This is a genomic window from Streptomyces sp. SID486 (assembly GCF_009865385.1).
In the GTDB taxonomy this organism is placed as follows: Bacteria; Actinomycetota; Actinomycetes; order Streptomycetales; family Streptomycetaceae; genus Streptomyces.
Window position 1 is genome coordinate 1 of sequence record NZ_WWJT01000409.1, and the last position, 11644, is coordinate 11644.

Sequence of the window (11644 nt, forward strand, 5' to 3'; positions counted from 1 at the left end):
GCCGGCACCGCACGCCGTGGCGAGGCCCTTCCCCGGGCCGGGCGGGCGCAGGGAGGTGGCCGGACCGTGACGAGGAACGCGCCGCCGGGCGGGCCGGTCCGGGCCGCGGCCTTCCGGCACTCCGCTCTTCTCCACGCCTCGCCGGAGGAGTACCTGAAGGGCGTCGGAGACTTCGTCCGCGCGCAAGCCGGCCGTGGCCGGCCGCTGCTGGTCGCCGTGCCCGAGGAGCGCCTGCGCATACTCCGGGACGTCCTCGGGCCCACCCCCGGCGACGTCACCTGGGTCGACATGCGGCAGGCCGGACGGAACCCGGGGCGGATCCTGTCGCTGCTCCAGGACTTCGCCGACCGGCACGCGGACCGGGACCCCTGCATCGTGAGCGAGCCGGTCTGGCGGGGGCGCACCGCTGCGGAGGTGCGGGAGGCCGTCCGGCACGAGGCGCTCGTCAACCTGGCCTTCGCCGGGCGGCACGCGACCGTCCTGTGCCCCTACGACACCGCTCTGCCCGAGCCGATTCCGGCGCAGGCGCGGCGCACCCACCCGGTCCTCGGCGGACCCGGCGAGCGCAGCGACAGCCCGCACTACGCCGACCCGCTGGCGGTCTGCCGTGACTGCGACACACCGCTGCCCGATCCGGCGGACCCGGTCGTCCTGCACTTCGGTGAGCGGAGCCTCGGGACCGTACGCGACGCCGCCACCGACTGGGCGCAGGCGGCGGGTCTGTCACCACGTCGCCGCACCGACTGGCTGCTGGCCATCAACGAGGCCGCCTCCAACTCGGTCCGCCACGGCGGCGGCCAGGGCACGCTGAGGATGTGGCGCACGGCGGACACCCTCGTCGCCGAGACGCAGGATCCCGGCGGGCTGACGGACCCCCTCGTCGGCCGCCGCCGCCCCGATCCGCTCTCCCCGGCCGGCGGCAGGGGCGTGTGGATGATGCACCAGCTCTGCGACCTCGTCGAGACCCGGACGCTGCCCTCCGGGCTCACCGTGCGCCTGCACGTGCGCCTCGGCTGACCGTCCCCGTGCGGTGGGGTGCCGCCGCACGGCTTCGCGATGCCCCAGGCAGGCGCGCGGTGAGCGGCATGCCCAGCACCCGCCGAACGCCCGGCACGCCGCCGAACGGCACCGCGCCCCGCGCTCCCGCCCGGCAGGGGGAGGAGCGCAGGGCGCGATGCCGTACGGCGCTGCGGGGCCTCGCCTACTCCTTCGGGGGCTTGACGGCGACGTCGAGGTAGAAGGCGTCGATGCTGCGGACCGCGGCCTCGAACTCCTCCAGGTTCACCGGCTTGGTGACGTAGGCGTTGGCGTGGTGGTGGTAGGCGCCGGTGACGTCGTCGGGAGCGGCGGACGTCGTCAGGACGACGATCGGAATGGTCCGCAGGTCGGCGTCCTCCTTGACCACGGCCAGGAACTCACGGCCGTTCATGCGCGGCATGTTCAGGTCGAGGACGATCAGGTCGGGGCGCTCGTTGTCGGGGTCGCGCAGGTACTCCAGGGCTTCGACGCCGTCGGAGACCTGGGAGAGATGGCGTGTGCCCCGTTCGGTGAGGGCGTCCTGGATGAGCATCGCGTCGGCGACGTCGTCCTCGACCAGCAGCACGTCGTAGGGGCGGGTTGCGGCGGCAGCCATGATTCACGAGCTCCGGTATGTCGGGCGATGGTTCGGACGGGGTGTGCTGTCGGTGACGAGCCCGGGCCAGCGGCGCCGGGCCCCCTGGCGGCTCATGCGCATGGCCCGGCCGATATCGGGATAGCCGGCGCCGCCGTCGGCCGCGGCCCGGGCCGCCTGGTCCTCCAGGTGCCGGAGTGCCTCTTTGACACCCGTGAGGACACGCAGCCGCGCCAGGGCCTGGCGACGGGCCTGGTCGAGGGTGTCGCGGTGAGCCGACGGCGCCGGCAGGGTGTCGGGTGCCAGACGCCGGGTGAGCTCGTCCACGACCTGAGTCACCAGCGCGAGCGTCTCTCCGGACGACTGGGAAGGTGAGACGGGACCACGCATGGCACCAGAGTACGGCGTTGATCTCGGAGGGGACAACGTGTGTTGTCACCCGTGGGTACAGTGTGTTTGCCGTACGACAATCATGATCCGATCCCCGAGGGAGACATGCGCGCCGCCATGAAGACCGAGCCGTCCGATCCCGAGGGCACGCGGTCCCGCTGGACGACTCGACGCTGGCTGCGCGTCGGGGTCGCCACCACTCTGGCGGTCCTGACGGTGCTGGGCGCACTCGGCGGCTGGGGTATGTGGCGTACGTCACAGCTCACCACCGAGCTGGTCGACAGGCGCTCGCCGGCCCTGATCGACGCGATGCGCCTGGAGCAGGCCCTGGTCAACGAGGAGACCGGCGTCCGGGGCTACGGACTCTCCGGCCGCCCGGACTTCCTCCAGCCGTACCGGCAGGGTGCCGGCGCCGAGGAGACCACTCTCGGGCATCTGCGGACGCTGGTCCGGGACGACGCCCGCGCCGTCGCCGACCTGGCCGACGTCGAGCGACTGGCCGGCACCTGGCACGAGCGCATAGCCCGGCCCGTCGCGACCGCCTCCGCGGCGGACGCCGTGAAGCTGGCCACACGACGCGCGACCGAGGGCAAGACCACGTTCGACGCGCTGCGGGGCGCCCTGGCCCGCCAGCAGGACCACCTGGAGAGCGAGCGCACGGAGGCCAGGCGGGAACTCGGCCGGGCGCAGACCCTGCGTAACTGGATGTTCGCCATCATCGCCGGCGTCATCGTGCTGGTGGCGGCGCTCGTCTTCGAGGGACTGCGCCGTGGCGTCACCGGTCCGCTCAGCCGGCTGGGCTCGGACGCCCGGGACGTCGCACAGGGCCGGTTCGACCGGACGATCACCGGCAGCGGCCCCGCCGACCTGCGACGACTGGCCTCGGACGTGGACTCGATGCGCCGCCGGCTGGTGCGCGAACTGCAGTTCAGCGAGGCGGCGCGCACGAAGCTGGACGAGCAGGCACAGGATCTGAAGCGGTCCAACTCGGAGCTGGAGCAGTTCGCCTACGTCGCCTCGCACGACCTGCAGGAGCCGCTGCGCAAGGTGTCGAGCTTCACCCAGCTGCTGCAACGCCGCTACGGCGGGCAGCTGGACGCGAAGGCCGACCAGTACATCGCCTTCGCCGTCGACGGCGCCAACCGTATGCAGACCCTCATCAACGACCTGCTGGCCTTCTCCCGGGTCGGCCGCGTGCACAACGACCACCGGACCGTCGACCTCGAAGAGGTGCTGAGCCGGGTCCTGGACGACATCAGTGTGGCCGTCGAGGAGACCGGCGCCGAGATCTCCCACGACGCGCTGCCCACCGTCGTCGGTGACACCACCCAGCTGGGGATGCTGTGGCAGAACCTGCTGTCCAACGCGATCAAGTTCCGCAGCCCCGACCGGCAGCCGCACATCCACATCGGTGTCGTACGCGAGGGGGACACCTGGGAGTTCGCGGTCGGTGACAACGGCATCGGCATCGCCCCGGAGTTCCACGAGAAGGTCTTCGCGATCTTCCAGCGCCTGCACACCAAGGACGCCTATCCGGGTACCGGTATCGGCCTGGCCATGTGCAAGAAGGTCGTGGAGTTCCACGGCGGGACCATCAGGATCGACTCCGGCTACCGGCTGGGCACCCGCGTGATCTTCACTCTCCCCGCCGTGGGCGACGACGGATCCGCGTCCGCCCGGAACGAGACGCAACCGTGACGGGACCGTCAGAGCGGGGGGCCGAGGACCGGTTCCGCATCCTCCTCGTGGAGGACGACGACGGCGACGCCCTCCTCGTGGAGGAACTCCTCTACGACACCGATCTGCCGCACACCCTCACGCGCTGCCGCACGGCCGCGGACGCGCGCAGGACGCTGGCCTCGGCGTCCCTCGACTGCGTTCTGCTGGACCTGCACCTGCCCGACGCGTCCGGCGTGGAGACCGTGCAGGCCATCCAGGCCGACACCCACTCCGCGATCATCGTCCTGACCGGACTGGACGAACCCCGCGCGGGCGTCGACGCCCTCGCCGCCGGCGCCCAGGACTACCTCGTCAAGGGCAAGGTCGAACCCGACCTGATGCAGCGCGCCGTCCGCTACGCCGTCCAGCGCAAGCAGGCCGAACGCGCCAACGCAGCCCTCCAGATCGGGCGGCTGCGCGCCGAGGAGAACGCGCGCCTGGAGCGCGGGCTGCTGCCCGAGCCCCTGCTGTCGTCGTCGGGCGTCACCGCCTCCAGCCGGTACTTCCCGGGACGAGCGCAGGCCCTGCTCGGAGGTGACTTCCTGGACGTGGTGCAGACCGACGACGGGCAGGTGCACGCCGTCATCGGCGACGTCAGCGGCCACGGCCCCGACGCCGCGGCGCTCGGCGTCTGCCTGCGCATCGCCTGGCGCGCGCTGACCCTCGGCGGCCACCGTGACCAGCAACTGCTGCACCTCCTGGAACAGATCCACAACGCCGAGCGCGCCGGCAGCGACCTGTTCACCACCTGCACCCTGATCACCCTGGACCCGCACGCGGGCACCGCCACCCTGCACCTGGCCGGCCACCACGCGCCCCTCCTCGTCACCGACGAGGGCACCGAGGAGGTCGCCGCGACGCACGGCATCGCCCTCGGTATCGCGCCCGGACTGGGCACATGGCAGGCCACCACGCTCCCGCTGACCGCCCGTGGCGCGCTCATCGCCTACACCGACGGCCTCATCGAGGGCTTTGCCGACAGCACCGGCGCCCGGCTCGGCGTCGACGGTCTGCTGCACATCATCGACACCATCCGCACGCCCGATCCCGGCGTCCACCTCGATCAGCTCATCACACGGACCCGCACCCTCAACGCCGAGCGGCACACCGACGACCTCGCCGTCCTGCGTCTCGACTGGAACACCGCCGCTCCCGGGCAGACAGCGGGCACCTGGCGCACCGCGCCCTGAGCACGCCGCCTGCCGCGCCGGTCAGCGGGCGATGCGGTGCTTGCGCCCGCCCCGGCGAAGGCGCACCGCCCCGAGGACGAACGCGGCGAGGAGGACGACAGCGCCGATGATCAGAAGATAGAACAGGCCGTGGACGGCGAACCCGATGATGCCCAGGACGAGGGCCACGAGGACCAGCAAAAGGAACAGGACCATCGGATCTCCCGGCGGCATCGGCGGCTTGGGCGGCTTCGGCGGTTTCAGCGGCGGCCCAGACGCCGTTCGCCGCCTGAGCCCGGTTCGTAGGACAGTTCGTAATGGGCGAAGACGGCCGCTTCCTCGGAGGCGGGCAGTTCGCCGTCGGTGTCGATCGACGGTGCCTTCTTCACCTGGTCCTTGGAGTGGACGACCTTCAGGTAGCCCGGACCGACCGTCGCACCCGCGAGGGGTACGAACGCCAGCCGGCGACGGGTGGGCAGCCCTACGGTCACCGTGGCGAAAGCGGGCTCGTCACTGCCGGTGTCCACGTAGACCGACTCCAGAGCGCCGATCTTGTGGCCGTCCGCGTCGACCACGTCGTGACCCCGCCATTCGCGGATGTCGGATGCCTCGAACATCAGAACCTCCTGTGCTGGGGGTACCCACTGACGGGCCGGAGATGTTCGCCGACGGCGCCGAAGCCCTCAGAAGGCGTACCGGATCCGCAGCCAGGGCGCACGGGCCGCCACCAGGTCGCGCAGTGTGCGTACCGCCTCCGCCTTGACCTCGTTGGTGTAGCGCACGTTCAGGGCGCCGTTCTCGGAGCGTTTGCCCTGCTGGAGGTCCGGCCGCCAGAGCACCTCCTCGGCGCGGGGGTGCCAGCCCAGGTTGACCTGATGGAGTTCCCGGTTGTGCGTGAGCATGATCACTTCGGCGGCGGCCTGGCGCTTGACCCGCTCGGGCAGCACGTCGTCGAGCCGGACGAGCAGCTCGGTCCAGGCATCCTCCCAGCCGGGCCGCAGCACCACGGGGGAGAGGTTGAAATGCACCTCGTACCCCGCGTCCAGGAAGTCCGCCGCGGCGGCGATCCGCTCGTCCACCGGGGACGTCCGTACGTCGAGCAGCCGGGAGTCGGCCACGGGCATCAGCGAGAAACGGATGCGTGTGCGGCCCCGCGGGTCCAGCGTCAGCAGGTCGGGGTTGACGAACTTGGTGGCGAACGACGCCTTCGCCGAGGGCCACCGGGAGAAGGCCCGCACGAGATCCGCGGTGTTGTCGCAGATCAGCGCGTCCACCGAGCAGTCGCCGTTCTCCCCGATGTCGTACACCCAGGCCGACTCGTCGCACTGGTTGGGCTCCGGCTTGCGGCCGAGGCGTGCGACGTGGCGGCCCAGGTGGGCGATGATGCCGTCGATGTTGGTGAAGACGGTGACCGGGTTGGCGTAGCCCTTGCGGCGCGGTACGTAGCAGTACGCGCAGGCCATGGCGCAGCCGTTGGAGGGGCCGGGGGCGATCCAGTCGGCGGAGCGGCCGTTGGGCCGTGTGGTCAGTGTCTTCCGCACGCCCAGGACCAGCGTCTCCCCCTTCACCCGCACCCAGCGGTCGACGTTCCCCTCGTTGCCGTGCAGTCCGGGGATGCGCCAGTGGGAGTCCACCTCGACCAGCTCCGCGTCCGGGAACCGGGCGAGGATCTCGCGGCCGCGCGGGGAGCGGGCGGCGGCCGGTTCCGCGTAGACGGTCCGCACCGGAAGGAGGCGCCGGGCCGTGGGGGAGTCCCGGAACGGGAAGCGGCCGTCCGGACCGTGCCCCGGGTCCCGCCCGCCTCTCACGTCCGCGCGTCCTGCCGGTGCCGCGGCGGCGACCGCGTCCAGGTCGAAGAGGGTGTCGGCGCCGTCGTCCGGTCCGGCGGAGGAGTACCTCATGCGCGCTCCGCTCGGCTGTGAGGGTGTCGGGGGGATCCTCTCCACTGTAGGCACCTTCCCTCCGGACATCCGCCGCACCCGCGGCGTCCCCGGCCCGAGCCGTACGCGGCGGGTCCTCAGTCGTCCTTGAGAGGGTCGTGGCCCCAGTTCATCAGCGAGTGACGCCACCGCGTGTCGCGTACCTCGCCGGCCGGGCGCTGCGCGAGATGACGGCGGACGTAGCCGTTCACCTTGCGCATGTGCGCGTAGTCCGCGTCCGAGAGGTCGCCCTTGCTCTTGCCGAGGATCTCCACGATGGCCCGCCCGGAGGCATGACCGGTGGACTCGCCGCCGTCCTGGTGCTGCCCGGCCGCCCGGGAGTCCGCCGTCCCCAGCCACTCCCGGAGCGCGGAGGGCGTCATGTTCACCAGTTCGCGGAAGGTCTCCCAGGTCTCGCGGTCCTCGTCCGCGCCCGCCACGCCGGCTACTTCTTCTTCCTGAGAGCGGACGGCTTGTGCACGGCCGTCCGGCCGGACTTGTCGCTGCGCACCTCGTACTGCGGGTCGTCGGGCGAGGCGGCCACCGTGCGGCCGGCCGCCTCGGTGCGCTCGGTGATCTTCTTCTCCACGGTGCCCGAGGTCTCGGTGCCGTGACTGCGCCAGGCGACCTTGTCGCCCTCGGCCGGCTCCCGCCCGCCCGAAGAGTGCTTCCCCTTGGCCATGGCGTGCTCCTGCTCTGTCCGGGATTCACGGTGTGCACCACAGGGTGTGCACCACAGGGTGTGCACCGCACGGTGTGCACCACCCACCTTGCCCGTGCGGTGCGCGCTCGGCACGCGGGAGGTCGCAGGCACCTGTCCGCACCCGGCGGTCCGCCCGCTCGTCCGTGGGCATTCGGGCCTGCGTGGAGCACCTTTGCTTAGTGATCGGCCAGCTGGGAAGTCGGAGAGGCATCGCCCGCCGCCCGCCGACCCGGGAGCGGTTCCCCAGGGCGAGGGCCGCGAAGCCCTCGCCCGTCACCCCGAGGAGTGTCGTGACCGTGCGCATCGGAGTGGAAGAGGAGTTCCACATAGTCGAGGTGGAGACGGGCCTGCTCGTGTCACGAGCCGACACGGTGCTGGAGAAGCTGCCGAGCCCGACCTTCACCACCGAGCTGCAGCAGGCGACCGTGGAGACGAACAGCGGTGTGCACACCTCGCTGGGCGACCTGTACACCGACATCGTCGGCACCAGACGCCGGCTCGACGCCGCCGCCACCGCTCACGGGCTCGCCGCGGTCGCCGCCGGAACGGTCCCACTGGCCAGCACCGCCGACATCCGGCCCACCGCGGGATACCGCTACCGCCGGATGGTCGACCAGTACCGCATGGTCGCGGACGAGCAGCTGATCTGCGGCACCCACGTGCACGTCGACGCTCCCGACCGGGATCTGGCCGTCCACATCATGTGCGAGGTCTCGCCGTGGCTGCACGTCCTGCTGGCCCTGTCCGCGAGCTCCCCCTTCTGGCTGGGCGCGGACACCGGCTACGCCAGCTGGCGGACCATGCTGTGGCAGCGCTGGCCCACCGCGGGCCCGGTCGCGTGCTTCGCCGACGCGGCGGCGTACGACACCGCCGTCCAGGGCTTCATCGACTCCGGCGTCATCAGCGACCCGGGGATGATCTACTACGACATTCGGCCCTCCGCCCACCAGCAGACCCTCGAACTGCGCATCTGCGACGCCTGCCCCCGCGCGGAGACGGTCGTGCTGGTCGCAGGGCTCTTCCGGGCCCTGGTGACCGAGGCCCGCGAGCGGCTGGAGAGCACCCGGCTGCCCACGTGCGGAGGGCGGCACGAGTGGCTGCGCGCCGCCTCCTGGCGGGCCGCGCGGTCCGGCCTCGAAGGCACCCTCATCGACCCCTACACCCGGCACGAGGCGCCCGCGTCGCAGGTCGTCCGCGCCCTGCTCAGGCGGGTGCGTCCGGCACTGGAGGCCGCAGGGGACTGGCAGACGGTCCGGGACCTCACCGAACGCGCCCTCAAGGAGGGCAGCGCCGCCCACCGCATGCGCCGCACGGCCACCGCCGAAGACCTGCTGGCCTGCACCGACCTGGCGATCGCGGAAACCCGCGGCGACACCGACCGGCGCCGCCGGCCCGCCACCGGACTCGACGGACACGTCACCCCCCTCAGGCGGCCCGCCCCGGACACCCCCGGCACCCGCCCGGCACGCATCGCCGGCCCCTGACCCGCGCCGGCAGACAGCACCGGCCCCTGACCGCACCGCGCACGAGGATTCCCCGAGCCATCCGACGGGCTCGCGCACGAAGGAGGACAGCACGCCATGTCACCCAGCCCCGACCGGACACCGACGGCCCGTTCCGCGCACGGCACGGCACCACGGGCCCCGCACCGAGACCGCGGAGGTGCTGTCTGATGTGCGGTCTGAGCGGAGAGATGCGTTTCGACGGCGGACGACCCGACCTCGCGGCCGTGGAGCGGATGAGTGACCGGCTCGCCCCCCGCGGCCCCGACGGCGAGGGCACCTGGTCCCGGGGCGCGGTGGCGCTGGGGCACCGCCGACTGAAGATCATCGACCTCTCCGAGCGCGGAGCGCAGCCGATGACCGACGACCGGCACGAGGTCACCGGCGTCTTCAACGGCTGCATCTACAACCACGGCGAACTGCGCGCCGAACTGCAAGCCCTCGGCCACCGGTTCAGGTCCACCTCCGACACCGAGGTCGTCCTCAAGGCATACCTGCAGTGGGGCACCGCCTGTGTCGACCGCTTCTACGGCATGTTCGCCTTCGCCCTGGTCGAACACCGGACCGGCCGGCTGATCCTCGGACGCGACCGGCTCGGCATCAAGCCGCTGTACCTCGCGCAGACCGCCGGACGGCTGCGCTTCGCCTCCTCGCTGCCGGCCCTCCTCGCGGCCGGCGACGTCGACACCACGCTCGACCCGGTCGCCGTCCACCAGTACCTCAGCTGGCACGCGACCGTGGCCGCACCCCACACGATCCTGAACGGGGTGCGCAAGCTCCCGCCGGCCACCGTGCGGACCGTCGAGCCGGACGGCAGCCACCAGGACCACCGCTACTGGCAGCCGTCGTACACCCGCCGGCCCGAGCACGCGGGCATGAGCGCGAGCGAGTGGCGGGACGCGGTGCTCGACGCGCTGCGCACCGCGGTGAGCCGCCGCATGGTCGCCGACGTGCCGGTCGGCGTCCTGCTCTCGGGCGGCCTGGACTCCAGCCTGATCGTGGCCCTGCTGGCCGACGAGGGGCAGCGGGACCTGGCGACCTTCAGCGTCGGCTTCGAGTCGGAAGGCGGCGTCGAAGGCGACGAGTTCCGCTACTCCGACCTGATCGCCAAGGAGTTCGCCACCGACCACCACCAGCTGATGGTCCCGTCGGAACGCGTGTCGACGGCCCTGGACGCGGCGGTCGCGGCCATGAGCGAGCCGATGATGAGCCATGACGTGGTGGCGTTCCACCTCCTGGCCGAGCAGGTGGCCCAGAACGTGAAGGTCGTGCAGAGCGGCCAGGGCGCGGACGAGGTGTTCGCCGGCTACCACTGGTACCCGCAACTCGCCTCCGCGGCCCGGGAGGACGAGCCGGAGACGTACGCCGAGACGTACTTCGACCGGTCGCACGCCGACCTCTCCGCCATCCTCCAGCCGTACATGCTGCCACCCGACGACGTCTCCCGCCGGTTCGTCCGGGAGCACATGGCGGCGCCCGGGGCCGAGACGGCCCTCGATGCCGCCCTGCGGCTCGACACCCACGTCATGCTCGTGGACGATCCGGTGAAACGGGTCGACAACATGACCATGGACTGGGGCCTGGAGGCCCGCGTGCCGTTCCTCGACCACGAGCTGGTGGAGCTGGCGGCGGCCTGCCCACCGGAGCTGAAGCTGGCCGACGGCGGCAAGGGCGTCCTGAAGGACGCCGGCCGCAAGCTGCTGCCCCCCGAGGTGGTCGACCGGCCCAAGGGCTACTTCCCGGTCCCGGCGATCATGCACATGGCCGGGCCGGTCCTGGACCGGGTCCGCCAGGCACTGAACGCCCCCGAGGCCAGGCAGCGCGGACTCTTCCAGGACGCCTACCTCACCGAACTCCTGGCCGCCCCCGACCGACACCGCACCAAGCGCGGAGCGAACGCGCTGTGGCAGGTGGCATTGCTGGAGATATGGCTGCAGACGCACGGAATCTGACCGACCGGCGCGCGACGGGGCCCACGGCCGGCCCGGGCACGGCCACCGCCACCGGGCGGCCGACGGCGAAGGCGAGCCCGGCACCACCGGCCGCGGACGGCCGCACCCGCGCCTTCGCCGCCCCCGCGCGCATCCCGCTGCCGGACGCCGCCGGACCGCGCGATGCCCCGACACGGCTCGTCGCGCACGGCTGCTGGTACCCCTCGGCCGACCCCGCCGGCAACCAGGTGGCCTACATCTGCGACCGGGGCGGTGTACCCCAGCTGTGGGTGGGGTCCGTCGACGGCGACGAGACACGGCTGCTCGACACCGAACCGGACCCCGTCCAGGAGGTGTCCTGGTCGCCCGACGGCCGCTGGATCGCCTACACCACCGCCCCCGGTGGCGGTGAACACCTGAGGGTGCTGTGCGTACGCCCCGACGGCACCGACCGCCACATCCTGGCCGGAGCCGAGCCGGGCAGCTCGGCCCATCTGGGCTGCTGGGCGCACGACGGATCGGCCGTCGCGGTGACCGTCGCGGTCCCCACCGTCCCGCCTGCGCCCCAGACCGCGGCGGCCGAGTCCGGACCCGCCGGCTCCGGGCTGACCGCCGATCGCCTGCCGTCCGGCCGGCCGCGCGGAGACGGTGACGCCGTGCTCCTCGGCGCGCCGCCCCACGACGAGAGCGGACTCGGCC

At 72.4% G+C, this 11644-nt stretch carries 12 protein-coding genes and 1 pseudogene; 6 read left to right on the forward strand and 7 right to left on the reverse strand.

Annotated elements, in window-relative coordinates; all coding sequences use genetic code 11:
- The first annotated feature begins 66 nt into the window (after nucleotides 1–66).
- Entirely contained in the window at nucleotides 67–1017 is a 951-nt protein-coding gene (locus GT045_RS19725; RefSeq protein WP_161334948.1) for a sensor histidine kinase, read from the forward strand.
- 184 nt (nucleotides 1018–1201) lie between these two features.
- On the opposite strand, the gene GT045_RS19730 is transcribed toward GT045_RS19725, so the two are convergent.
- Both GT045_RS19730 and GT045_RS19735 read right to left on the reverse strand, forming a co-directional pair.
- Nucleotides 1202–1633: a response regulator gene (locus GT045_RS19730; RefSeq protein WP_161286899.1), complete on the reverse strand. Its 432-nt coding sequence runs from the start codon at nucleotides 1631–1633 to the stop codon at nucleotides 1202–1204.
- Between the two features lie 3 nt (nucleotides 1634–1636).
- Nucleotides 1637–2002, reverse strand: a complete 366-nt coding sequence (locus tag GT045_RS19735; protein WP_202514881.1) for a hypothetical protein — start codon at nucleotides 2000–2002, stop codon at nucleotides 1637–1639.
- A gap of 117 nt (nucleotides 2003–2119) precedes the next feature.
- On the opposite strand from GT045_RS19735, the gene GT045_RS19740 reads away from it, so the two are divergent.
- Both GT045_RS19740 and GT045_RS19745 read left to right on the forward strand, forming a co-directional pair.
- Nucleotides 2120–3700, forward strand: coding sequence for a sensor histidine kinase (locus tag GT045_RS19740; RefSeq protein WP_161334953.1), 1581 nt, complete (start codon nucleotides 2120–2122; stop codon nucleotides 3698–3700).
- The gene (locus tag GT045_RS19745; protein ID WP_161286900.1) at nucleotides 3697–4911 is read left to right on the forward strand and encodes a fused response regulator/phosphatase; all 1215 of its coding nucleotides are present in this window, start codon (nucleotides 3697–3699) and stop codon (nucleotides 4909–4911) included. Before GT045_RS19740 ends, GT045_RS19745 begins: the two co-directional genes overlap by 4 nt.
- Before the next feature lie 21 nt (nucleotides 4912–4932).
- Here the strand turns inward: GT045_RS19745 and GT045_RS38975 are convergent, their stop codons facing one another.
- The 5 genes from GT045_RS38975 to GT045_RS19765 form a co-directional block, all read right to left on the reverse strand.
- A complete protein-coding gene (locus tag GT045_RS38975; RefSeq protein ID WP_202514882.1) occupies nucleotides 4933–5106 on the reverse strand; it encodes a hypothetical protein in 174 nt (57 codons plus the stop codon).
- Between the two features lie 44 nt (nucleotides 5107–5150).
- Nucleotides 5151–5507, reverse strand: coding sequence for a PRC-barrel domain-containing protein (locus GT045_RS19750; protein WP_161286901.1), 357 nt, complete (start codon nucleotides 5505–5507; stop codon nucleotides 5151–5153).
- A 66-nt stretch (nucleotides 5508–5573) separates the two neighbouring features.
- Nucleotides 5574–6791 carry a spore photoproduct lyase family protein gene (locus GT045_RS19755; protein WP_161334949.1) on the reverse strand — a complete coding sequence of 406 codons (1218 nt, stop codon included), beginning with the start codon at nucleotides 6789–6791 and terminating at the stop codon, nucleotides 5574–5576.
- 116 nt (nucleotides 6792–6907) lie between these two features.
- Nucleotides 6908–7249, reverse strand: coding sequence for a DUF3140 domain-containing protein (locus tag GT045_RS19760; protein WP_161334950.1), 342 nt, complete (start codon nucleotides 7247–7249; stop codon nucleotides 6908–6910).
- A 5-nt stretch (nucleotides 7250–7254) separates the two neighbouring features.
- Nucleotides 7255–7491 (reverse strand): DUF2945 domain-containing protein, encoded by a 237-nt coding sequence (locus tag GT045_RS19765; RefSeq protein ID WP_161286904.1) that lies wholly within the window; start codon nucleotides 7489–7491, stop codon nucleotides 7255–7257.
- A gap of 311 nt (nucleotides 7492–7802) precedes the next feature.
- On the opposite strand from GT045_RS19765, the gene GT045_RS19770 reads away from it, so the two are divergent.
- The 3 genes and pseudogenes from GT045_RS19770 to GT045_RS19780 form a co-directional block, all read left to right on the forward strand.
- Nucleotides 7803–8996 (forward strand): glutamate--cysteine ligase, encoded by a 1194-nt coding sequence (locus GT045_RS19770; protein ID WP_161334951.1) that lies wholly within the window; start codon nucleotides 7803–7805, stop codon nucleotides 8994–8996.
- Between the two features lie 188 nt (nucleotides 8997–9184).
- Nucleotides 9185–10966 carry an N-acetylglutaminylglutamine amidotransferase gene (locus GT045_RS19775; protein WP_161334952.1) on the forward strand — a complete coding sequence of 594 codons (1782 nt, stop codon included), beginning with the start codon at nucleotides 9185–9187 and terminating at the stop codon, nucleotides 10964–10966.
- A pseudogene (locus GT045_RS19780) lies at nucleotides 10942–11644 on the forward strand (PD40 domain-containing protein); the annotation flags it as partial. The gene GT045_RS19775 and the pseudogene GT045_RS19780, both read left to right, overlap by 25 nt.